The sequence below is a fragment of the Primorskyibacter marinus genome, from assembly GCF_003313245.1.
In the GTDB taxonomy this organism is placed as follows: Bacteria; Pseudomonadota; Alphaproteobacteria; order Rhodobacterales; family Rhodobacteraceae; genus Primorskyibacter; species Primorskyibacter marinus.
Map to the genome: position 1 here is coordinate 1 of NZ_QJSD01000010.1, position 21,978 is coordinate 21,978.

The following is a 21,978-nucleotide window of genomic DNA, read 5'->3' on the forward strand; positions in this document are numbered from 1 at the left end:
CGTCGAACCCTGCGGGGAGGATTGTTTTCTCCCCGCGCAGTCAGTTTGATTACTCGATGATTTTCGAGACGACGCCGGAGCCGACCGTGCGGCCGCCTTCGCGGATGGCGAAGCGCAGCTTTTCTTCCATCGCGATCGGCGCGATCAGTTCAACTTCGAACTTCAGGTTGTCGCCCGGCATCACCATTTCGGTGCCTTCGGGAAGAACAACCGTGCCGGTCACATCCGTCGTGCGGAAGTAGAACTGCGGACGGTAGTTGGCGAAGAACGGCGTGTGACGGCCACCTTCGTCCTTGGTCAGGATATAGGCTTCTGCCTCGAACTTGGTGTGTGGCTTCACGGAACCCGGCTTACACAGAACCTGACCACGCTCGACGCCTTCACGGTCGATGCCGCGCAGCAGGGCGCCGATGTTGTCGCCCGCTTCACCACGATCCAGCAGCTTGCGGAACATTTCCACACCGGTGCAGGTCGTCTTGCGCGTGTCGCGAATGCCAACGATTTCAAGCTCGTCGCCAACGTTCACAACGCCGCGCTCGACACGGCCGGTCACAACCGTCCCGCGGCCGGAAATCGAGAACACGTCCTCGATCGGCATCAGGAAGGGCTGGTCCACGGCGCGCGCGGGCTGGGGGATGTACTCGTCGACAGCCGCCATCAGTTCCTTGATCTTGTCTTCGCCGATCGCGTTGTCGCGACCTTCCAGAGCGGCCAGGGCCGAACCGGCGATGATCGGAATATCGTCGCCCGGATAGTCATAATCCGACAGAAGCTCGCGCACTTCCATCTCGACCAGCTCAAGCAGTTCTTCGTCGTCGACCTGGTCAACCTTGTTCAGGAACACGACCATCGCGGGGATGCCAACCTGGCGGCCCAGCAGGATGTGCTCGCGCGTCTGGGGCATCGGGCCGTCAGCGGCGTTCACAACCAGGATCGCGCCATCCATCTGCGCCGCACCGGTGATCATGTTTTTCACATAGTCAGCGTGGCCGGGGCAGTCGACATGCGCGTAATGGCGGTTCTCGGTCTCATACTCGACATGCGCGGTCGAGATCGTGATCCCGCGCGCCTTTTCTTCGGGCGCACCGTCAATCTGGTCATACGCCTGAAAGTCACCGTAATATTTCGTGATCGCAGCCGTCAGCGTCGTCTTGCCGTGGTCCACATGGCCAATCGTGCCAATGTTGCAATGCGGCTTGGAACGCTCAAACTTTTCCTTTGCCATACCTTCAGGCGCCTCGTCTATTGGGGGGTCATATCAACCCGAGTTGCATCGCGGGCGATGTAGTGAATCAAGACAGGGAAATCAAGCGTCAGTTACCGGTGGCCGCTGCCTGCCCCATCTCAGGGTCGCCCACCGCGACGGTCCCGTCAGTCACGGCGTTTTCTGCAACAGCGGCGCTGGCCATGGTGTCTTCGCTCTCGGATACCGGCCCGCCGAACCAGCCCTGCTCTGCCTGTTGCGCGCGCAACCACTTTTCGGTTTCCAACGCCGCCTCCTCGGCAAGCGCTTTCATCGACTCTTCGCGAGAGGAGGCCAGCCGGGTTTCGAAAACCTTGATGACGGCAATGGGCTCTGGCTTGTCATTCAGCTTGCTGGCGGCGGCGTCATCCCAGACCGTCACGGCGATCTGCACAGCCGATTTGCCCGGCACCAAGGGCGGCGGCAATGAATAGGCCTCGACTCTCAGCCCCATATTATAGCGCTTTTCGCCCTCAAACCGGCCAAAGCGTTGCAGATACGCCTCTTCGACCACCTTGACCCATTCCTCGGACGTTGCAGCCCGCGACACCAACAGCTTTTGCGGCGACGGGGCGGCCGCTGCGACGAAACCAAGGCTGAAATCACCCAACGGATCGGGCCGGTCTTTCAGGTCGCGTGTGGCATCGCCACAGGCCGCCAACCCCACACAGGCGATAAGCGACAGGATGAAGGGTCGGAACATGAAGGCTACCTCGACTTGGAACATCTTGTCCGACCGGGTTACCTGACACATGGCCCGCACGCAATGCGCCGCTGTTTGCAGTCCGGCCCCGGACACCTATATCTGATGCAGAAATGAGGTGACGGATGCCAGCTATACAGCCCCCTTTGGGCGTCAAGACACAGGCCGCGCTTCCGGTGCGTGTTCCGCTCGTGACCCAGCCGATGGGCGTGCTGGCCAGCCTGCGCGCGGCGCGCACCAACCTGTTGTCGATCATCCCCGACATTGCCACAAGACAACCGATGGTCTCCGGGCGCACGGGCAAGCGTTGGCACATGGTGATGGATCCGGGCGCGTTGCGGCGGATCCTTCTTGAAAAGCTGGACAATTATCCGAAATCGGATGTGACAAAAAACCTGCTACGTCCGGCGATTGGCGAATCTCTGTTTATCGCGGAAGGTGCGCATTGGCGCTGGCAGCGACGCGCCACGGCACCCGCCTTTTCGCACCGCAACGTATCCAATCTGGCGCCTGTGATGACCGATGCAGCCGGGCGCACGCTGGGCCGCTTGCTGGCCCAGCAGGGTCGCGCCGTCAATATGTATGACGAGATGGTCGCGACCACATTCGATGTCATCTCCGAGGTGACGTTTTCCGACGATCAGGGGATCGACCGCGGCGCGGTGCATGACGCGATCGAGCAATATATCTCCGAAGCCGGAAAAGTCTCGCTGTTTGATCTGTTCGGGCTGCCGGACTGGATCCCGCGGCCGGGGCGGCTGATTTCCGGGAAAGCGATGAAGGACACGAAATCGCTGGCGGATCGCGCGATTGAAGCGCGCGCGGCGCGGCAAAGCACCGGCGTCCCGGACCTTCTGGACCTGCTGCTTGCGGGCGAAGACCCGGATACCGGGCGACGAATGAACACCGCCGAGATGCGCGACAACCTTCTGACATTCATCGTCGCGGGGCACGAAACCACCGCACTGGCGCTGTCCTGGTCGCTTTACCTTTGTGCGTTCGATCCGGCCGTTCAGGACGAGGCGCGGGCAGAGGCGCAGCGTGTTCTTGGGGGACGGACGGGCTTTGAGGCCGGCGACATCCCCAAGCTTGGGCTGATCCGGCGCATCGTGGACGAGGCCTTGCGTTTGTATCCGCCCGCAGCGCTGGTGTCGCGCACCGCTCGGCAGGCCGATGAATTGTGCGGACGGAAGATCCGCCCCGGCGATACTGTGATGGTCCCGATCTATGCTTTGCACCGGCACCATCAACTCTGGGACGATCCGGATGCGTTTCGCCCTGACCGATGGGCCGATGGCGGCAAAATCGACCGGTATGCCTACCTGCCGTTCGGCGACGGCCCCCGCATTTGCATCGGTGCCAGTTTCGCCTTGCAGGAGGCCGTTCTGATCCTCGCCACCCTACTGGCAGGCTTCCGCTTTACGTCTGTCAAAGGGCGTGCGCCCGATCCGGTCATGATCCTTACGCTGCGCCCCGAAGGCGGGGTCTGGCTGGAGGCTGAACCGGTCTGACAAGGCGCCGCCATTAATCGCCGCAGCTACGCCTGTCAGCGATTTTCCCCCGCCCTTCGGGCCTGCGCCTTGCGGCGCTTCCGGGGGCCGACACGTCCACTGGACGTGCCGTCACTTTCAGCGATTTGCCCCCGGAACCCACAAGACATCCTGGGCACCGTTGTCGTTGGCGCGGCGGGCGGCGACGAAAAACCAATCAGACAGGCGGTTGAGATATTTTACCGCTGCCGGATTGACCTGCTCTGCCGCGGCAAGTTCAACCGCCAGTCGCTCGGCACGGCGCGACACGGTGCGGCACATGTGCAGATGCGCCGAAAGCGCGCTGCCGCCGGGAAGGATAAAGCTGCGAAGCGGTGCAAGATCGGCGTTCATGCCGTCGATCTCGGCCTCCAGCCGTGACACTTGTGCATCCACTATCCGCAAGGGCGGGTATTCGGATTCCGCGTCTTTTTCCATGTCGGGGCGGCACAGATCGGCCCCAAGATCGAACAGGTCGTTCTGGATACGTCGCAGCAGCGCGTCCAGATCATCATCAGCATGCAGCCGTGCCACACCCAGAACCGAGTTCAACTCGTCCACCGTGCCATAGGCTGTCACACGCATCGAATGTTTGGCCACCCGCGCGCCGTTGCCCAATGCGGTTTCGCCCTTGTCGCCAGTCTTGGTGTAAATCTTGTTCAATACCACCATCGGTCTGCCCCTATCGTCTTAGCCACACGAAGATCAGGATCAGTACCACCGCCACAAACTGGGCGACGATCCGGTAGCGCATGATCCGGTTGGCATGTTTCTTGTTGAACTCTCCGCCCTTTGCGAAGCCTCCGATCCCGGTCATCAGGATCAAGACAACCGCAGCCATCACCACGACGATCACTATGAAGAATGGATCCTTGGTCATATCGCCCTCGCATCAGGATATTCACGCCGATGTAGGCCAAATCTGCGCAAAAGCGAATGCCTAATCGGGCGCACTACCCGCGTGAAAGCAGCGCATCCAGCATCCGAACCGGCAGAATGCGGCGCAGAAACGCCATCGCACGGGTCGGCACGGTGACGGCATAGCGTGCACGCGGCCTGCGCGCATCCAAGGCGCGCATCAGCACTTTGGACACCGCGGCCGGGGGCAATTCGAACGGCGTCGGCCCATCATCTTCGTACAGCCGTTTCAAAAGCGTGTCGCGATATTGCGCCGCGCGAGCAGAGTTTTCCCAGTCCACCCAGCGTTCGAAATGTGGAATCGAGTTCTTCCGGAAGGGCGTGGCGATCGGACCCGGCTCTATCAGGATCACCTTGATGTCAGTGTCGCGCATTTCGATCCGTTGCGAATCGGTCAATCCTTCAAGCGCGAATTTCGACGCCACATAAGCCCCCCGCCATGGGGCCGTCACCAGCCCCAGCACGGAAGAGCAGTTGATGATCCGTCCCTGCCCTTGCGCCCGCATGATCGGCAGAACCAGTGTCGTCAACTCGTGGACACCAAACACATTGGTTTCGAATATCTCCTGCAACGCGCCGCGTGGCAGATCCTCGACAGCGCCGGGCGTGGCGAAAGCGCCGTTGTTGAACAGCGCGTCAAGCGTTCCGTCTGTCGCCTCCAGCACTTCTGACAGGCCCAGAACGATGCTTTCCGGGTCGGCATAGTCGATACGCGGCGATGCGAACCCTTCCGAGATCAGTTGCGCGCAATCGGCCTCTTGCCGGCACGAGGCAAAAACCTGCCAGCCGGCGTCGCGCAAGGCATGTGCGGCGTCATAGCCGATCCCCGAAGAGCAGCCGGTAATGAGGATGGATTTTCTGGGCATGGCCTACTCGCGCGACGTTGCGGTGGGGCTAGTGCATTCGTCATGCAGACGCAATCGAACGGGGGCAGCTTTGCGTCCGCGATGGCATCAATCAGCCGATGACAGGAGGAACCCCGCCATCCAGCCGACGCGACCTGTGTCGGCAACGCGCAGCTTGACCCAGCCACCACCCGTTTCTTGCAGCACCTCCACCGCCACGCCACGCTCCAGCGTGCCAAGCACGCTAAAGTTGGTGCCGGGACCATTGCGCATGTTGACGCGATCGCCGTTCACAACGCGGATGTCCATACCGACGTCGGAGACCGCAGCCGTTGCTATTTCTGAATCTACGACGGGCCTGCGCACATCAAGAGGCACAAGCGTCGTCGCGCGCCGAGCGTGATTCGCCTTGTCCTGACGTGTCAGTTCGGCAGGCATCTCGGGCGAAGAAAACGACGTCAGCCGTACGCCCCCGGACTGGGCGGCCTGGCCCCGTGCAGCCATTGACGAGGCATTTCCGTTTGCCGGAGCGACGGATAACAGCTCTGCTGCGGATATATCAGCGCGCGCGACGCTGCTTATCTCAACCCTCGGATCGGATTTCACAGTTTCGGGCACGAAGTCCGGCCCGCCACTCAGCTCGTAAAAGCCCCAACCAAGCACCGCAAATGTCAGCATCATAAATCGTACCATCGAACCGCTCTTCGGACTGTTAAAACCACTTAAAAACAGCGACACATTCCGCCGTGTGTCCGATTATAGACGATTCGCCCTGTATTCAGATGTGTAAATCTCGCGAAAATTCCCCGGCACAGCTTTACCCTGTCATTTCGCACGGCTATCACATCATCTATGGATGACGGTGATAACGACAACAAGATAACCCCCCGCGATCTCGCAGAACCGCTGCGCAGAGCGATTGGCGATCGATACCTGACTTATGCGCTGAGCACGATCATGCACCGCGCATTGCCCGATGCGCGTGACGGGCTGAAGCCGGTTCACCGACGCATCCTGTTCGCAATGCGCGAGTTGCGGCTGACCTCCACCGGGGGGTATCGGAAATCCGCAAAGATCTCTGGCGACGTGATGGGCAACTATCATCCGCACGGCGATTCCGCGATTTACGATGCGATGGCGCGCTTGGCGCAGGATTTCAACGTGCGCTATCCGCTGGTCGATGGTCAGGGCAATTTCGGCAATATCGACGGCGACAACCCCGCCGCCAGCCGCTACACCGAAGCACGGCTGACCGTTGTTTCCGAGGCTTTGCTGCAAGGTCTGAACGAAAACGCCGTTGATTTCCGCGACAACTACGATGGCACCCTGACCGAACCTGTCGTGCTGCCCGCGACCTTCCCGAACCTGCTGGCCAACGGATCATCCGGCATCGCCGTGGGCATGGCGACGAACATTCCGCCGCATAATATCGCCGAACTGGTGGATGCCTGTCTGCATCTGATCCGCACGCCCGACGCCCGCGACGATACCTTGCTGCAATATGTGCCCGGCCCCGACTTTCCGACGGGCGGCGTACTGGTCGAACCGTCCGACAATATCGCGCAGGCCTACCGCACCGGGCGCGGGTCATTCCGTCTGCGGTGCCGCTGGCATATCGAGGATCTGGGCCGTGGCCAATGGCAGGTGATCGTCACCGAAATCCCCTATCAGGTTCAGAAATCCAAGCTGGTCGAACGCATTGCAGAGCTGATCCAGACCAAGAAAATCCCGATCCTCGCCGATATCCGCGACGAATCCGCCGATGACATTCGTATGGTGCTGGAACCTCGGTCCAAGAATGTGGACGCGGATGTGCTGATGGGAATGCTGTTCCGCAGTTCCGACCTTGAGGTCCGCTTCAGCCTCAACATGAACGTGCTGATCGACGGGCTGACGCCCAAGGTCTGCTCGATGAAAGAGGTGCTGCGTGCCTTTCTGGACTTCCGCCGCGAGGTTCTGATCCGCCGCAGCCAGCACCGGATGGAAAAGATCGACCACCGGCTGGAGGTTCTGGAGGGCTTGATCGTCGCCTTCCTCAACCTCGACCGTGTGATCGACATCATCCGCTATGATGACGACCCCAAATCCGCGCTGATGCGCGAGGATTGGAGCCGGACCTTCGTGCGTGCCACCGATCAGAACGATTATGTCCCGCCGCCTGCCGCGAGTGATGACGGACTAGGCCTGACCGAAGTGCAGGCCGAGGCGATCCTCAACATGCGTCTGCGCAGCCTGCGTCGCCTTGAGGAAATGGAACTGGTCCGCGAACGCGACACGCTGATGGAGGAACGCGCCGGGCTGGAGGATCTGCTGCAAGATGACAGCCTGCAATGGGCACAAATTTCCGACCAACTGCGCGCAACGAAAAAAGCGTTTGGCAAGGATTACGAAGGCGGTGCCCGCCGGACCACCTTTGCCGAGGCCACCGACACGCCCGATGTCCCGCTTGAAGCGATGATCGAGCGCGAGCCAATCACCGTCGTGTGTTCGCAGATGGGCTGGATTCGCGCCATGACCGGCCATATCGACCTGACCCGCGAGCTGAAATTCAAGGATGGCGATGGGCCACGGTTCATCTTCCACGCGGAAACGACGGACCGGCTGCTTGTTTTTGGATCAACTGGACGGTTCTACACCGTGTCCGGCGCAAACCTGCCCGGTGGGCGGGGTATGGGCGAACCGCTGCGCCTGATGGTCGATCTGCCCAACGAGGCCGAAATCGTCGATCTGTTTATCCACAAACCCGACAACAAGCTGCTTGTCGCCTCCACCGCGGGCGACGGATTTGTGGTGCCCGAGGCCGAAGTTCTGGCCCAGACCCGCAGCGGCAAACAGGTGCTGAACGTCCGTGGTGACACACGCGCGCTGGTGTGCAAACCCGTCAGCGGCGATCATGTCGCCGTGGTGGGTGAAAACCGCAAAGTGCTGGTCTTCCCGCTGGACGAACTGCCCGAAATGGCGCGCGGCAAGGGCGTCCGGCTACAGAAATTCAAGGACGGGGGACTGTCCGACGCCACAACGTTCACCTTGGCAGAAGGGCTCTCGTGGCGCGACCCCGCAGGGCGCACACGCACCGAATCCGATCTTGGCGACTGGATCGGAAAGCGCGCAGGATCCGGCCGCATGGCCCCGCGCGGCTTTCCCAGAGACAATCGCTTCAACTGACGGACTGAACACCAAAATTTGCGCACAACACGGTATCGCTGTCGGGGCTCTGCTTCAAAAACCCGACGTAGGTTGGCGCTAACGGGACGATTTTGGCCTGTTTCCCCGCGTTCAGAGCCGCTATCAACCGCAAAGAAGTCTTCAAAGGCCGTCCATCGGGCGGCTGATCATCAAAAGGAGAGCTACGCCGATGAAGGTCCTTGTGCCGGTCAAGCGCGTGATCGACTATAACGTGAAAGTTCGTGTGAAGGCGGACGGTTCGGGTGTCGATCTTGCCAATGTGAAGATGTCGATGAACCCCTTCGACGAAATTGCCGTGGAAGAGGCAATCCGCCTCAAGGAAGCAGGCAAGGCAGATGAAATCATCGCCGTCAGCATCGGCGTGAAGCAAAGCCAGGAAACCCTGCGTACCGCGCTGGCGATGGGGGCCGACCGCGCCATTCTGGTGATCGCCGCCGATGACGTGCACACCGATATCGAACCGCTCGCCGTTGCCAAGATCCTTGCGAAGATCGTGGAAGAAGAGCAGCCGGGCCTTGTGCTTTGCGGCAAGCAGGCGATCGACAATGACATGAACGCCACCGGCCAGATGGTCTCGGCGCTGTTGGGCTGGTCGCAGGCGACCTTTGCTTCCAAGCTGGAGATCGACGGCGACCATGCCAATGTCACGCGCGAAGTGGATGGCGGCTTGCAGACCATCAAGGTCAAGATGCCTGCCATTGTCACCGTGGACCTGCGCCTGAACGAACCGCGCTATGCCTCGCTGCCCAACATCATGAAGGCCAAGAAAAAGCCGATGGACGAGAAGACCGCCGCCGATTACGGCGTCGATTGCGCGCCGCGGCTTGAGGTCGTCAAGACCTCGGAACCGGCAGAGCGTGCTGCCGGCATCAAGGTGGGGTCGGTCGACGAACTTGTTGCGAAACTCAAAGAAGTGGGGGCTGTGTAATGGCTGTTCTTCTCCTTGCCGAAGTGAATGACGGCGAACTGGCGCTGGACGCCACCGCCAAGGCCGTAACCGCCGCCCAATCGCTAGGCGACGTGACGGCGCTTTGTGTTGGGGCCACGGCCGCCACCGCAGCAGAAGCCGCCGCAAAGATCGACGGCGTGGCCAAGGTGCTTTGCGCCGAAGATGCCAGCCTTGGCCACCGCCTGGCAGAAGCGACCGCCGCCCTGATCGTCAGCCTGGCGGGCGATTATGAACATATCGTTGCCCCCGCCACCACGGACGCGAAAAACATCCTGCCCCGCGTTGCGGCGCTTCTGGACGTGATGGTGCTGACCGATGTGTCCGGCGTTGTTGACGGGTCCACTTTCGAGCGTCCGATCTATGCCGGCAACGCCATCCAGACAGTGAAATCCGCGGACGCGACCAAGGTAATCTCTTTCCGGACATCGACCTTTGATGCGGCTGGCAGTCAGGACGCCGCCGCAGTCGAGAATATCTCTGCGACAGACAATCCCGGCCTGTCCGAATGGGTCGAGGACAAGGTGGCCGAAAGCGACCGTCCCGATCTGACCTCGGCCGGCGTTGTCGTTTCGGGTGGTCGCGGCATCGGTTCGGAAGAGAACTTCGCCATGATCGAAAAGCTGGCAGACAAGCTGGGTGCTGCCGTGGGCGCGTCCCGTGCCGCCGTCGATTCCGGCTACGCCCCCAACGACTGGCAGGTGGGCCAGACGGGCAAGGTCGTGGCACCGGATCTTTACATTGCAGTCGGCATTTCAGGGGCGATCCAGCACTTGGCCGGCATGAAGGACAGCAAGGTGATCGTCGCCATCAACAAGGACGAAGAAGCGCCTATTTTCCAGGTCGCGGATTTTGGTCTTGTCGCCGACCTGTTCGATGCTGTCCCGGAACTGACAGAAAAGCTCTGACAGAGTGCCATACTGTCTGAAGGGATCATCCTCAGTCAGGCGGAAAAAATGCAAAGGGTCGGCGAGGCATCGTCGGCCCTTTGTGGTATAAGAATGCAGCTTGATTTCTCCAGTTTTCAAAGCTGAGCGCGCCCTCACACCATCGGAACATGCACCGGCCGCAGGGCTTCGCTAAAAAACCTCTGCTTGCCTGTGAATGTATAAGCCGGCGTCAGGCGGCACCGGGAATGCGCACTCTGCGCCCGCCTTCCTGAAAATTTGCAAACGACTGCGGCCACACCGTTCCGGGCCAGCGAATTTCCATTTCGCCCAAACGTGGGCGATAGACTGCCGTGTAAAGCGTGCCGAAACCAACATCGAACGCTGTCGAATAGAGCGGCGGACGCAGGAATGCACCTATGAATTTATCCTCCGGGTCACGGTGCAGCGTCAGGCGTTGAAGAAGGAAACGCTCACGCTCGACCGTCGCGGTGAATCGCGCATGACTTATCCACTCGACGTTTTCCTGATGGTTTGTCGCAACCGCGGCATGCGTGATGATCGCCGGTCTGTCGGGTGCCATCATCGCCGTCAGATACTGACGCTTGGCATCCAGAACCGTCACATTATAGCTCATATGCGTTGGCAGGCGTGCCAGGGCCTTACCGGCCTCTCCGGTCGTCTCACAGGTTTGCAGAATGTAGCGCAGAATGATCGGCACGCCAAAACCGTCGCCAATCACGCGCCTGCCGCCAAATGTCAGCGAGATAGACAATCCCGCGTCGTTCATCCCGTCAACCAGCCCCCAAAGCCCGTCAGAGGTGCCGATCACGCCCCTGCCCTGCCAGGCGGTTTTCAGCACAAGGCTGTCAAACGCGTTTGGGTCATAGTCATAGTTGCGTACGAGGACCGGCTCTTGCCCCGTCCAGATTGCCTGACTGCACCCCGACAGGTAGGGCGGCGGGTCATAGAAGCTCAGGAACCGTGCGGCCTGATCGCCGCCACCGGCCAATTCGCACAGTTCATCATAAAGCGGCACGATTTCCGGCATATGGGTTAGAAGCGCGCGCCTGCTTTCGAGATAGCTTGGCCGGGCGGCGTCGCCTTCTTTCAACCACCAACGCCTGTAATCCGGCCAGTATTCCGCGAAGAGCCCGGCCCATTTGGGACCGGGCAGATCTTCGCTAAGCGCGCGCCAAAGCATCACACATCCCTTACAGGATCTTGAAAGCAGGATCGGCGACGGCCGGACCTGCATCCGCCACGGGCAACGGCTTGCCTTCAACAGTTTGCTTGATGCCGTGAATCCACTTCTTGGCGCGCTCGTTCAGCGCAAATCCCTTTGTCATGGAGCGCCCGCGCGTCACCAGGATACCGATATCGGCACCCTCATAGCGGTAAGATCCCGGCTGCATGATCTGCAAGAAGAATGCCTCGTTTTCGGATTCCACGGCACGACGGTGATAGTCAAACCGGTCAAAGACCACCCGACCATCTTCCAGCATCTTGTAGATGCCGGTCTCAGGTGCCGCGGTGCATATATCAACCTCGTCAACCGTGTGTTTGATGACCATCTGCGACCAACTGTCGATCATGTCAGGGTCGGCCCAACGATCATTCAACTCTGTCGTATCAAGGCTGAATTTCTTCTTGGAGAACTCAAGCAGATGGAACAGGAACAGCGGCGCGTCGGCATGGGCAAAGGCGGCGTGGTTGGTCATGGACGACGCCCCTGTGATACGCGGATTCAATTCGCCCAACCACAAGTCCCCGGTTTTCTTGTCGATCAGGAAATCCAGTTCAAAGTAGCCGCGATACCCTTCCTTGCGGAGTTGCTCACCGAATTTGAAGGTCAACTCGCGCGCCTTTTGGCGCACCTTTGGCGGGAACGCGGTCGACAGGATTTCATTGCCACACCAGCCGCCCCGGTATGGCGTCAGATCACTGAAACCGACAAGTTCTGTCATCAACGGCCCAACAATCGTGCCTTCTTTCGTGGCACACGCCTCGATCGCCGAACCACGGCAATCGATCCGCTTCATGATCTTGATCTCGCCTTCGCCTATGATCTCATGCTCATGTCGGCGGAAATCAGCTTCGGACTTGATGAAGAAAGTTGTATGGCCGCTGTCGCCAAAGGCCGATTGCAGAACCAGATCGTGCCCGATACCCGCCTTTTCGCAGGTCTTTTGCAGATCCTCATAGGATTTCACCTCGGCCAAAACGTTCGGCACGGACGGAACCCCGGCCTTGTTGCCGATGCGGACAGTCTCGATCTTGTTGTCCATTGCCGTGCGCAGTTTGGCTTTCGGGAACCAGACATCGGCGCCAAGCTCCTTGGACAGACGCTCTGTTTCCTCGTCGAACATCAGGAAGACAAACTTGGGCTTTCCCCCGCGCCGCTTGATGAAGTCGATGACCTCTTTATGCTGCAACAGGTAGTTGTTTATATCCTCGATGGACTGGAATTCCGCATGCGGCTGTTCGGACGGACAAAACACGTTTGGATGCTTGCCGCCGTAACAATCAATATAGCAGATATATTTGAAATTCTTGACCCATTCGTCCAATCCCAGAAGGTTGAAGTTCGTCGCGGAAATAAAGTAGATCGGATCTTCATTCCGGTGAAAGAAGCGGCGTATCTCCGAAATATTCCTAAGCACAATGGCCATTCCTATATTCCTTCCTTATTCAGCGGCAGTTTTCTGGTGTTTGGATTCCGACAAAGTTTCCAACGCTTCCGAGGTGAAGACCCGCAGACCCAGATCGGCGCGGTATCCATGGATCTCATTGACATCAAGCGCGCGCATGAATGCCAATATTTCCTGAGAAATAACCTGCCCAGGCACCAATATCGGAAAGCCGGGCGGATAGGGAATAATGAAGCTGGCCGAGACGACTTCCCTTCCTGAATCCAGCGCCTCTTTCAGTGTGCCATCCAATTCCAGGTAGTCGCAGTTTTTTTCATCGTAGCTTAGGTAATAGGCTGTCCGAATATCCCCTTCGGGTGTCACATTGTCGGGCCGGAATGCATCGTGAAACCGACTGAAATCGGGCAATGGCGGGTAGTTTTCGGTCAGGTTCTTGACCCTTTTGTCAAAAGACAGCCGTTCCATTTTGGACGCATCGTCCAGAAGTTCGTCCAACTCCTTGGCAATCTCGACCAGAACTTCAATCAGATAGGCGACCGATGATCGCGTCGTCCCTATATTGGTCATAAACAGAACCGTATTACGCGAGGTTTTGTTGATCTGGATTCCGTATTTATCCATCAGGACATCATTCTTGAACGTATCGCCGTCCCAACCCGTGCCGCCGACGGCAAGGGTCACGCGCGTGGCGTCCAGAACGAAATCGTCTTGCTCCCAGCAGTCCCACATGTCGGTCCAGCCCTGGTCACTATCGAAATAGCTGGTCACACCGCTTTGACGATGATGGTCCGGGATCATGTCGCCAGCGGTCAACACCTTGAAATATTTCTGAAGCAAAGGGTGGCTGCTGATAGCTTTGCGCATCGACATTGCAGCTTCGACTTGTCGCTGAACGAATTCAAATCCTTCGAGTTCAACCTGACGCCGCCCAACATCCAGAGACGCGATGATCTGATAGTTCGGCGAAGTGGACGTATGGGTCATGTAGGCCTCGTGGAACGATTGCTCCACCTCGCCTTTGAAATCCTGATCGTTGACGTGGATCATGGACCCCTGCCGGAGGGATGTCAGCGTCTTATGCGTCGATTGCGTGGAATACGCCCTGATCCGCGCATTGGGAGGTGCGATAAGCCGGGTGTCCAGCCATTCCTCGTCGGGCGCATCAAGCAATTCTTGCTGCTGTGCCTCGTAATTCGACTTGTGCTCTTCGGTCCGCAAGCGGGTCCGCAGATCGTTTGCGGTACGCATTGCGGTGCGCCGACGATATGTCGGGCTGAAACGCGCGAAGGCGAACCACGCCTCATCCCAAAGGAATACGAGGTCCGGCTTGATTGCCAGACATTCCTCCATCACGCGCTCGACATTATAGACCAAACCATCAAACGTGCAGTTGGTCAGCAACAGCATCCGCACCCGGTCCAGCTTCCCGGCGGCTTTCAACTCCAGCAGTTGGTGCTTGATTTCACGAAGCGGCACAGCCCCGTACATCGAATATTCATTCAGCGGATAACTGTCGAGGTAGACAACCTCCGCCCCTGCCAGAACCATGCCGTAATGGTGGGATTTGTGGCAGTCCCGGTCGACCAGTACGATGTCGCCGGGGCGCACCAGCGCCTGCACGACAATCTTGTTGCAAGTCGATGTCCCGTTGGTCGCAAAGAAGGTTTGCTTTGACCCGAAGGCGCGACTGGCGAGTTCCTGCGCTTCCTTGATCGGGCCCTGCGGTTCCAGAAGGCTGTCCAGCCCACCCGACGTTGCCGAGGTTTCGGCCAAGAAGATATTCGGCCCGTAAAACGCCCCCATATCCTGAATCCAGTGGGAGCGGGTTATCGACTTGCCGCGGCTGATCGGCATGGCGTGGAACACACCGGTTGGCTGTTTGGAATATTCAACAAGTGCATTGAAGAAAGGCGTCTTGTTGCGTGCGCCCACACCCCGAAGGATATTCAGGTGCAGTTCCATAAAATCTTCTTGATTGTAAAAGACCCGGCGACAGATTCCCAAATCCAGGCCAGCGATCTCCTCGACCGAGCGTTCCGTGACCAGATAGGCATCAAGCTCGGGCCGTACCCGATCAATCAGCCTGCACAGTTCTGGACCATAATCCTCTGGCTGCGTTCCATCCAGTTCGTTTGCTTCGCTGGCGTTACGCAGATATTTCGCAAGTATTTCGTTGTCGTTTTTCGATTTCAGGGTCAGGCCCGGCCGCACGACGATTGCTTGGATGTTGTGATTGAACAGAACCGCAATCAAAGCATCCTCAAGACTGGGAACAACCACTGCTTCATAATGGAACGGGTCTTCAGGGCGGCGCATACGGCTGACGTTGGACCTTAGCCAGCGTTCCTGTTGATCACTTACATCGTCAACGATCAGCACTTCGAAATAGGGCCGTGTCATCGCCCGAGCTTCTGGCGACAGCATCGCCTCGTCATTATGCTCTTCATCATCCACACTGTCACGGTCCAGAGGGATCGTGCGGCGACGATATGCACCCGTTGTCAGGGCGCGCGTCACCCGCCGGACGGTAAAGCCAACGTCGTCATAATTTCCGTGCTCGAACTGGCGGCGCATGTGGTCGAACGCCGCCATGCCCGGAAAAGCCCAATAGGGTTCAATGACGGCCAAGGAATCGAATAATGAAGTGACCGTGGCCTTTAAAGCATTGGCTTTCTTGACAGTTGTTTCTCGCGAGATGGACGTGATCGCATCTCGCAGGGCGCTCCACCTGTCGGAACGCAATTGAGTCGCGGAATAGTAGTCGCTTACGGAATCCATAGGTCTCTCTCCTGCCACGAGGGCCAGAACAAGATCCTTTGTCCGCAGCGCGACCGCGACGTCAGATTGCCCTAGCCACCTAATAATCTCTCCGGCAACGCCGCTTTCCCCAGTCCGAAGTCAGGGTGCCCGCCATCAAGCTCAGTGTCGTTCCCGGTTGGTACGTCTACATGCAAACCGGCCCGCGATCCCTGTTGCGGAATCTCAAGCGGTCCCAGCGTATTGAGAAATGCATCGGTGCCGCTGGTCCGGTCATAGACCGAAAAATCCGTGGACCGATCGCGGAAGCTTTTGAGTACCTGACCCAGCCCCTTCATTCCGGTTTCACGCTGACGGCGCACCATCGACAGATCAACCTCGATCGGGAACATGTCTTCCTGCCCAGCCGACTGGTGCAACACCAATGACGTCGGATCGACCACACAGGATTTCCCAACCCCACCAGCCCCCAAGCCGTTCACATCAAAGACATAGCACTGGAACTGTGCCGCCGTCGCACGCGCGATTGCCAGTTCCGCGTCGCGGTCCGTGGTGCCGGTCAGAACCGGATGCAACAGCACCTCGACGCCCTGACTTGTCAGTTGGCGCGTCGTCTCCGGAAACCACATATCATAACAAATCGACAGTCCGAAACGCCCAATTTCAGGTACGTCGAACACGCAAAACTCCGTTCCCGCGGCGATGCCCGCCTCATAGGGCAAGAACGGGAACATCTTGGCGTAGCGGCGAATAACCTGCCCATCCGGGTTGATGACCAAAGACGTATTGTAGACTTTGCCATTTACCGGATGGGTCAGAAACATCGAGCCGGGGATCAGCCAGACCTTATGGCGACGGGCAGCCTCGCAAAACCGGTCAATGGTCTCGTTTTCTTGTGCAAGTTTGAATTTTTCAAGCGGGCCAAAAGGTGCCAATTCGCTGAACAACACCATTTGTGTCCAGGGAAAGCGGGCCATGAGAACGTCGAGACGTTGCAGCATACCGTCGACATTGGGCTGCAATGGGTTGACGTACATCTGCACGCCGGCAATGGCAAAAGGGGTCATTTACATAGATCTCCATGCTCGCAGAGTGGTCCGGACCGGACGATAACAAACTCTGGCTCGCGCATGTACTACGCCCTCAAAACCAAGTCGGAAACCGGTGACCTGCAAAAGTTGCGCAACGTATCTGCGTCAAGTTTGCAGTCTGCATCAGACTGGTTTCTGATAGAGCGATAAGCTCTCATAATCTTCTCCCGGTTCGTCGCAATCCTGTCCGCCTTCTCTCCGGAAGGCTTGGCACGTCCGTTATACGCTCGCGCTATCCTGGTGATCCTACTTCCCTCATTTGAAAGCGAAATGTCCGCACTTGGCAACTGGACTTGGAGTTTGGCGACTCCAGACCAGTCCTGCAACCAAATTCACATTTTTTCTGCATGGGTGTGCAATATTTTTAACATCCGGGGTATCTGTCGAGGCTGTGAAGCCAGATACTTCCGCCTCCGAAAGGAAAAAGATGCCGTAATGGGGCTTTCGGCGAATCGAGCACGTTTCGCTTGTTTGTCAGCATGATCTGAAGTGCCGTTGCCCTTGATGCGCCTGCTGCGCGTCTACGAGGTCGTATGTTTCCATGCGCCTCAATTCCTAAGAATAGAAGGGCAACGACATGAATGTATTTATCGGATTGGATGTATCTCTGGCAAGCACGGCGATTTGTGTGCTGGGGCCGCAAGGGAAGGTTGTTGAGGAGTTGGAGGCAGCCAGCGAGCCTGAGGCGCTGGTGCGTGCGATGACGTCATTACCTTACGCGGTCGATGCAATTGGGCTCGAAGCCGGACCACTGTCCCAATGGCTGAGCAGGGGCATCGAAGAGGCCGGCTTTGACGTGGTTTTGATGGAAACGCGGTTGGTGAAGGCCGCCTTGAAAGCTATGCCGATCAAAACCGACAGGCGCGATGCTCAGGGGATTGCGCGGTTGCTTCAAATGGGATGGTACAGGCCCGTACACCGCAAATCTGTGTCCTCTCAGGAAATCCGCGCTCTGTTGACGGCGAGAAAATCAGTTCAACAGGTGATCATCAACCTCGAGCTTTCTATGCGTGGTGTTCTGCGGAACTTCGGTCTGAAGCTCGGGCATGTCACCCGGATCAGGTACGAGGCCCGGGTGAGGGAATTGGTTGAGCAAAATGAAATCCTGTCGGCGTCGACAGAGGCCCTTTTGCGCGCGCGTGCGCAGTTGCGCGCCGAGTTGGCTGAATTGGATGCGACAATCGCGGATCTGGCAAAACAAGACGACGTTTGCCGTCTGATGATGACGATGCCGGGCGTCGGTCGGATCGTCGCCCTGACGGTCAAATCCGCGATCGACGATCCGACCCGGTTTGTGCGATCGAAGGATGTTGGTCCGTGGGTGGGGCTGACGCCGAGGCGCACTCAATCCGGAGAGATGGACATTGTCGGGCAGATCACCCGAGCCGGCGACCGAGGCCTTCGAACGGCCTTGTATCAAGCGGCGATGATCTTGATGCACCGTGGGTCACCAAACTGGCTCCAGGCTTGGGCGCTCAGAGTGGCCCATCGGCGTGGATCGAAACGGGCCTTGATTGCACTTGCGCGGCGCATTGGCGTTGTTTTGCACCGCATGTGGCGAGACGGCACACCATTCCGCCATGCGCAGAGCTCCCCGGCAACGGTCTGAGTAAAACAATTCCAGAACTTGATCGGACGGAGGAACGCACTGCACCTGACGACAGGTACGACGAGGTCCCTTGCCGGGACGAGGTTCCTGGAGATGCCGGAAGCCCGCAAGTTATCGGCTAACGCTGAATACGCGTAAAAGATAGGTACCCAGGGATCAGATTTGGACCAGGCATAGAGTGGCAGCCATGAGGCTGACTACGGACGGAAGAGCGAAGCCCGTGCAGGGGGTGTCCTTCAGTCCTGACGTGCGGATGCAGTGAAAAAGAAAAAGTAAGATTCTGAATTTGTGCCTTAAAACTCGGTGAAGAATGAAATCTTCGCCGGGATTTTTGACTTGCCCGAAACCCTTGACAGAGGCCCGCCCCATTACGGAAGGCGGGCTTTATGCCCGCCTTTTCTGGTTCATCCGGGCCGGTCAGCCCTGGGCTTCTGCAATCGCATCGCTCAGCGCGGCCTCAAAGATCGTCAGCCCCTCTTCGACAAGTTCGTCTGACGCGGTCAAAGGCACCATGATCCGCAACGCATTGCCGTGCATTCCGCAGGACAACAAGATCAGGCCGCGCTTCAATGCGTGGGCGACAACGGATTTTGTCAGCGCCGCATCAGGAGTGGCGGTTTCAAAATCGGTGACGAATTCTACTGCCAGCATCGCGCCAAGGCCACGAATGTCCCACATGCGGAACGGCGCAACGCGGGCACCGATCTCGGCGAACCGCGCGCGGAACGTCTCGCCCAGGGCGGTTGACCGCGCAAGCAAGCCTTCTTCTTCGATCGCCTCGATTGCCGCCAGGGCAGCAGCGCAAGCCACCGGGTTACCGCCATAGGTTCCGCCAAGCCCGCCGGGAATCACCGCGTCCATCACCTCTGCACGGCCAATGACACCGGCAATCGGATAGCCGCCTGCCATGGATTTTGCCACGGTGATGAGGTCGGGAACGACACCGGAATGCTCTATCGCGAACCATGTCCCGGTACGTCCGAAACCCGCCTGAATCTCGTCTGCGATCAGCATGATGCCATGTTTGTCGCAAATCCCGCGCAGGGCAGTCAGCATCTCGAACGGCACGGGCGTATAGCCCCCTTCCCCCAAAACGGGTTCGATGATGATCGCTGCAATGCGTTCGGGCTGGGCATCGGTCAGGAAAAGGTTTTGCAACCCCGTCAATGCATCCTGAACGGTGATACCGTCACGAACAGACGGGAATGGCGCGCGGAAAATGTCGGGCGGGAATGGACCGACGTCCTTTTTGTAAGGGCTGACTTTTCCGGTCATGCCAAGCGTCAGCAAAGTGCGGCCGTGATACCCGCCCGTAAAGGCGATGACGCCAGGGCGCCCGGTTGCCGCGCGCGCGATCTTGACCGCGTTCTCGACAGCCTCGGCACCGGTCGTCACCAACAGCGACTTCTTGGGAAAATCGCCCGGTGCCAATGCGTTCAGCTTCTCTGCCAGCGCAATATATGGCTCATATGGCACAACCTGAAAACTGGTATGCGTGTAGTGATCTTCCTGGGCCTTGGCAGCGGCAATGACTTTGGGATGACGATGTCCGGTGTTCAACACCGCGATTCCGCCCGCAAAATCGAGATAGCGATTGCCATCGACGTCCCAAATTTCGGCGTTTTCCGCGTGTTTGGCAAAGATCGGCGTTGCGGACGCCACACCGCGCGCAACGGACGCGTTACGCCGTGCTATCAACGCGTCATTGGTCTTGCTCAAACCTGCGTCGGGAACAACAGCGATTGCGGGCTTGCCCTTCGCAGGAGCTTTCGTCGTTTTTCTGGTCGCAGTCCTAGCCATCTCTTGACCCTTTCCGGTTTGACCCAGGTTGCAATTTGGATGTTTAAAATTCTCTTATTATGTTTAAAATATCTGTCAACCGAAATTGACCTTCGCCATCAGATTGGGTGCAACATCGAAAATTCACTTGAGTAGCCCAAATGCCAGAAGACTTCAGCGAATTTTGAGTTCATTACGTCGGCTGCTCGCGCTAAGTTGTCGAAAAAAGGACGAATTTTTTGAATATCGGAAAGAGGTTACAGACGATCCGCAAGGCTCACGGCCTTTCCCAACGTGAGCTGGCCTCGCGTGCGGGGCTTACCAACGGCACGATTTCACTTATCGAAAAGGACCGGACCAGCCCTTCGGTGGCCTCGCTGAAGAGTTTGCTCGACGCGATTCCAATAAGCATCGCGGAGTTTTTTGCCGATATCGAAGAAGCAACCGAACCCAAGCTATTTTACTTGCCGGAAGAGTTTATCGAAGTAGCCCCAAAGTCGGGGCCTGCCGCCGTGTCTCTGAGACAGTTGGGCAATGCCAGCACCCACGCGCTGCAACTTCTTGACGAAACATATCCGCCAAAATCGGATACCGGCCCCGAGCTTCTGAGTCATATCGGCGAAGAGGCCGGTATCGTTATCGAGGGCCAGATAGAGGTCACCGTTGGTGACGTGGTAAAAGTCCTTGGTCCCGGCGCGGGATACCTCTTTGATAGCCGCGAACCGCATCGTTTTCGAAACGTCGGGACCACGATCTGTCGGATCATCAGCGCCTGCACTCCGCCAACTTTCTAAGTCCTGCCTGCAAAAATCATATGCGTTTGAACACCCTTGGCACACGGCTTCTTTTGCACCCGTTGCCGCAGAAATTGCCGCCAGATTTGACCGGCCCCTAACACGCCCTCGCCAATAGACGAAAATATGCGGGGCGGGTCATATACGCCCATCGCAAATGCATCTTAACTTTGCGATTCATCCAACATCCGGGACAGCCGCGGAGCGATGGCGGCGGCGGCCTCTTGATGCGCGATTGGCCCCATCAGTTCCCCCACGGCCAGACGATCGGTTTCGGCAAAGACCATCCCCTCTGCACGGCGTTCAAGAGCTGCTTTACTGGCGACAACTTCGATGACGTCCGCGGCTTGGGGGCGGATCGCCTCGACCATCGCGCGGTTCACGAACATCGGATCTTGGTCCTTGGCGATATCACAATTTTCTGGCGCATGTTCGGCGAACCATAACAGGACGGCCCGCCCGCGAAGCGAGAGCAGCAAGTGCCGCATTCGGGCCAGCCACGCGTTGCGGAGTTCCTCTTTCACTATTTCAAACCGTTCCACCGATAAACGCTGAAGGCTTTGCAGCATATGCCGATTGAAATTGAAATCGGTAAAGTCGACCTCGCTGTACAGTTCTTGCAACGACCTGGACGCCTTCAGGAAACGATCGTTTCTTCGTGGATGCACAGAATAGAAGCGGTTGGACATATTCGACGCGCCCATCACCTGAAGAACGGTCACCGCAGCTTGCTCTGCTGCGTGCAACACCACCGGTTCATTCAAATATACATCCAGCCCGGCATTCGGCGTTCCAAAATTGATGCAGGTTCTGTTTATCGACTTTTCGACAAGGACGGGGACCGGATCTCGTACAAAACGTCCATAGATCTCTGTCCCGCCCAGAAAGGCGATATACTCCCCTTGCAACTGTCGTCTTGGACCACGGAACAAGATGCGCGAATTGTCATACCGACACGGATAGTACTCCAGGCCAGTTCGGCCCGCTCTTTCATAGGTCATCTTACCCACCATTATTTTCACCCGGACACAGAATCGCCT

General features: G+C 58.1%; 18 protein-coding genes. 6 read left to right on the plus strand and 12 right to left on the minus strand.

Annotation, left to right across the window (positions count from 1 at the left end):
- Positions 1 to 49: 49 nt before the first annotated feature.
- Both tuf and DMZ65_RS12560 read right to left on the minus strand, forming a co-directional pair.
- Complete coding sequence (gene tuf / locus DMZ65_RS12555; protein WP_116599241.1) at positions 50 to 1,225, minus strand: elongation factor Tu; 1,176 nt, start codon at positions 1,223 to 1,225, stop codon at positions 50 to 52.
- An 88-nt stretch (positions 1,226 to 1,313) separates the two neighbouring features.
- Positions 1,314 to 1,946 (minus strand): hypothetical protein, encoded by a 633-nt coding sequence (locus DMZ65_RS12560; RefSeq protein ID WP_157960622.1) that lies wholly within the window; start codon positions 1,944 to 1,946, stop codon positions 1,314 to 1,316.
- Between the two features lie 125 nt (positions 1,947 to 2,071).
- Here DMZ65_RS12560 and DMZ65_RS12565 point away from each other — a divergent pair, with 125 nt between their 5' ends.
- A complete protein-coding gene (locus DMZ65_RS12565; RefSeq protein WP_232824987.1) occupies positions 2,072 to 3,457 on the plus strand; it encodes a cytochrome P450 in 1,386 nt (461 codons plus the stop codon).
- Between the two features lie 117 nt (positions 3,458 to 3,574).
- On the opposite strand, the gene DMZ65_RS12570 is transcribed toward DMZ65_RS12565, so the two are convergent.
- The 4 genes from DMZ65_RS12570 to DMZ65_RS12585 all read right to left on the minus strand — a co-directional run bounded on the left by DMZ65_RS12570 (position 3,575) and on the right by DMZ65_RS12585 (position 5,931).
- Positions 3,575 to 4,147, minus strand: coding sequence for a cob(I)yrinic acid a,c-diamide adenosyltransferase (locus DMZ65_RS12570; RefSeq protein WP_116599243.1), 573 nt, complete (start codon positions 4,145 to 4,147; stop codon positions 3,575 to 3,577).
- Between the two features lie 10 nt (positions 4,148 to 4,157).
- Positions 4,158 to 4,355 (minus strand): twin transmembrane helix small protein, encoded by a 198-nt coding sequence (locus DMZ65_RS12575; protein WP_116599244.1) that lies wholly within the window; start codon positions 4,353 to 4,355, stop codon positions 4,158 to 4,160.
- Between the two features lie 73 nt (positions 4,356 to 4,428).
- Positions 4,429 to 5,259 carry an SDR family NAD(P)-dependent oxidoreductase gene (locus DMZ65_RS12580; RefSeq protein WP_116599245.1) on the minus strand — a complete coding sequence of 277 codons (831 nt, stop codon included), beginning with the start codon at positions 5,257 to 5,259 and terminating at the stop codon, positions 4,429 to 4,431.
- An 87-nt stretch (positions 5,260 to 5,346) separates the two neighbouring features.
- The gene (locus DMZ65_RS12585; protein ID WP_116599246.1) at positions 5,347 to 5,931 is read right to left on the minus strand and encodes an SH3 domain-containing protein; all 585 of its coding nucleotides are present in this window, start codon (positions 5,929 to 5,931) and stop codon (positions 5,347 to 5,349) included.
- A 159-nt stretch (positions 5,932 to 6,090) separates the two neighbouring features.
- Between DMZ65_RS12585 and DMZ65_RS12590 the strand changes: the two genes are divergently transcribed.
- The 3 genes from DMZ65_RS12590 to DMZ65_RS12600 all read left to right on the plus strand — a co-directional run bounded on the left by DMZ65_RS12590 (position 6,091) and on the right by DMZ65_RS12600 (position 10,278).
- Positions 6,091 to 8,403, plus strand: a complete 2,313-nt coding sequence (locus DMZ65_RS12590; protein ID WP_116599247.1) for a DNA topoisomerase IV subunit A — start codon at positions 6,091 to 6,093, stop codon at positions 8,401 to 8,403.
- Positions 8,404 to 8,593: 190 nt separating this feature from the next.
- On the plus strand, positions 8,594 to 9,352 hold the full coding sequence (locus DMZ65_RS12595) for an electron transfer flavoprotein subunit beta/FixA family protein (RefSeq protein ID WP_116599248.1): 759 nt from the start codon (positions 8,594 to 8,596) through the stop codon (positions 9,350 to 9,352).
- Positions 9,352 to 10,278, plus strand: coding sequence for an electron transfer flavoprotein subunit alpha/FixB family protein (locus tag DMZ65_RS12600; protein WP_116599249.1), 927 nt, complete (start codon positions 9,352 to 9,354; stop codon positions 10,276 to 10,278). Before DMZ65_RS12595 ends, DMZ65_RS12600 begins: the two co-directional genes overlap by 1 nt.
- Positions 10,279 to 10,489: 211 nt before the next feature.
- Here the strand turns inward: DMZ65_RS12600 and DMZ65_RS12605 are convergent, their stop codons facing one another.
- The 4 genes from DMZ65_RS12605 to DMZ65_RS12620 form a co-directional block, all read right to left on the minus strand.
- A complete protein-coding gene (locus DMZ65_RS12605; protein WP_116599250.1) occupies positions 10,490 to 11,461 on the minus strand; it encodes a C45 family autoproteolytic acyltransferase/hydrolase in 972 nt (323 codons plus the stop codon).
- Between the two features lie 10 nt (positions 11,462 to 11,471).
- Positions 11,472 to 12,929, minus strand: a complete 1,458-nt coding sequence (locus DMZ65_RS12610) for a biotin carboxylase (RefSeq protein WP_116599251.1) — start codon at positions 12,927 to 12,929, stop codon at positions 11,472 to 11,474.
- Between the two features lie 15 nt (positions 12,930 to 12,944).
- Positions 12,945 to 15,686, minus strand: coding sequence for an aminotransferase class I/II-fold pyridoxal phosphate-dependent enzyme (locus DMZ65_RS12615; protein ID WP_116599252.1), 2,742 nt, complete (start codon positions 15,684 to 15,686; stop codon positions 12,945 to 12,947).
- 71 nt (positions 15,687 to 15,757) lie between these two features.
- A complete protein-coding gene (locus tag DMZ65_RS12620; protein ID WP_116599253.1) occupies positions 15,758 to 16,732 on the minus strand; it encodes a carbon-nitrogen hydrolase family protein in 975 nt (324 codons plus the stop codon).
- A gap of 601 nt (positions 16,733 to 17,333) precedes the next feature.
- Here DMZ65_RS12620 and DMZ65_RS12625 point away from each other — a divergent pair.
- Positions 17,334 to 18,365: an IS110 family RNA-guided transposase gene (locus tag DMZ65_RS12625; RefSeq protein WP_116599254.1), complete on the plus strand. Its 1,032-nt coding sequence runs from the start codon at positions 17,334 to 17,336 to the stop codon at positions 18,363 to 18,365.
- 417 nt (positions 18,366 to 18,782) lie between these two features.
- On the opposite strand, the gene gabT is transcribed toward DMZ65_RS12625, so the two are convergent.
- On the minus strand, positions 18,783 to 20,084 hold the full coding sequence (gene gabT / locus DMZ65_RS12630; RefSeq protein ID WP_232824988.1) for a 4-aminobutyrate--2-oxoglutarate transaminase: 1,302 nt from the start codon (positions 20,082 to 20,084) through the stop codon (positions 18,783 to 18,785).
- Between the two features lie 299 nt (positions 20,085 to 20,383).
- On the opposite strand from gabT, the gene DMZ65_RS12635 reads away from it, so the two are divergent.
- Complete coding sequence (locus tag DMZ65_RS12635) at positions 20,384 to 20,938, plus strand: cupin domain-containing protein (protein WP_116599256.1); 555 nt, start codon at positions 20,384 to 20,386, stop codon at positions 20,936 to 20,938.
- A gap of 164 nt (positions 20,939 to 21,102) precedes the next feature.
- On the opposite strand, the gene DMZ65_RS12640 is transcribed toward DMZ65_RS12635, so the two are convergent.
- Complete coding sequence (locus DMZ65_RS12640) at positions 21,103 to 21,951, minus strand: DUF6473 family protein (protein WP_232824989.1); 849 nt, start codon at positions 21,949 to 21,951, stop codon at positions 21,103 to 21,105.
- Positions 21,952 to 21,978 lie beyond the last annotated feature (27 nt).

Coding starts and splice junctions, on each gene's coding strand:
- DMZ65_RS12575 (WP_116599244.1), bottom strand. CDS start 4,355: ATGACCAAGGATCCATTCTTCATAGTGATCGTCGTGGTGATGGCTGCG.
- DMZ65_RS12590 (WP_116599247.1), top strand. CDS start 6,091: ATGGATGACGGTGATAACGACAACAAGATAACCCCCCGCGATCTCGCA.
- DMZ65_RS12585 (WP_116599246.1), bottom strand. CDS start 5,931: ATGGTACGATTTATGATGCTGACATTTGCGGTGCTTGGTTGGGGCTTT.
- DMZ65_RS12560 (WP_157960622.1), bottom strand. CDS start 1,946: ATGTTCCGACCCTTCATCCTGTCGCTTATCGCCTGTGTGGGGTTGGCG.
- DMZ65_RS12625 (WP_116599254.1), top strand. CDS start 17,334: ATGAATGTATTTATCGGATTGGATGTATCTCTGGCAAGCACGGCGATT.
- DMZ65_RS12600 (WP_116599249.1), top strand. CDS start 9,352: ATGGCTGTTCTTCTCCTTGCCGAAGTGAATGACGGCGAACTGGCGCTG.
- tuf (WP_116599241.1), bottom strand. CDS start 1,225: ATGGCAAAGGAAAAGTTTGAGCGTTCCAAGCCGCATTGCAACATTGGC.
- DMZ65_RS12565 (WP_232824987.1), top strand. CDS start 2,072: ATGCCAGCTATACAGCCCCCTTTGGGCGTCAAGACACAGGCCGCGCTT.
- DMZ65_RS12620 (WP_116599253.1), bottom strand. CDS start 16,732: ATGACCCCTTTTGCCATTGCCGGCGTGCAGATGTACGTCAACCCATTG.
- DMZ65_RS12615 (WP_116599252.1), bottom strand. CDS start 15,686: ATGGATTCCGTAAGCGACTACTATTCCGCGACTCAATTGCGTTCCGAC.
- DMZ65_RS12610 (WP_116599251.1), bottom strand. CDS start 12,929: ATGGCCATTGTGCTTAGGAATATTTCGGAGATACGCCGCTTCTTTCAC.
- DMZ65_RS12640 (WP_232824989.1), bottom strand. CDS start 21,951: ATGGTGGGTAAGATGACCTATGAAAGAGCGGGCCGAACTGGCCTGGAG.
- DMZ65_RS12605 (WP_116599250.1), bottom strand. CDS start 11,461: ATGCTTTGGCGCGCGCTTAGCGAAGATCTGCCCGGTCCCAAATGGGCC.
- DMZ65_RS12580 (WP_116599245.1), bottom strand. CDS start 5,259: ATGCCCAGAAAATCCATCCTCATTACCGGCTGCTCTTCGGGGATCGGC.
- DMZ65_RS12595 (WP_116599248.1), top strand. CDS start 8,594: ATGAAGGTCCTTGTGCCGGTCAAGCGCGTGATCGACTATAACGTGAAA.
- DMZ65_RS12570 (WP_116599243.1), bottom strand. CDS start 4,147: ATGGTGGTATTGAACAAGATTTACACCAAGACTGGCGACAAGGGCGAA.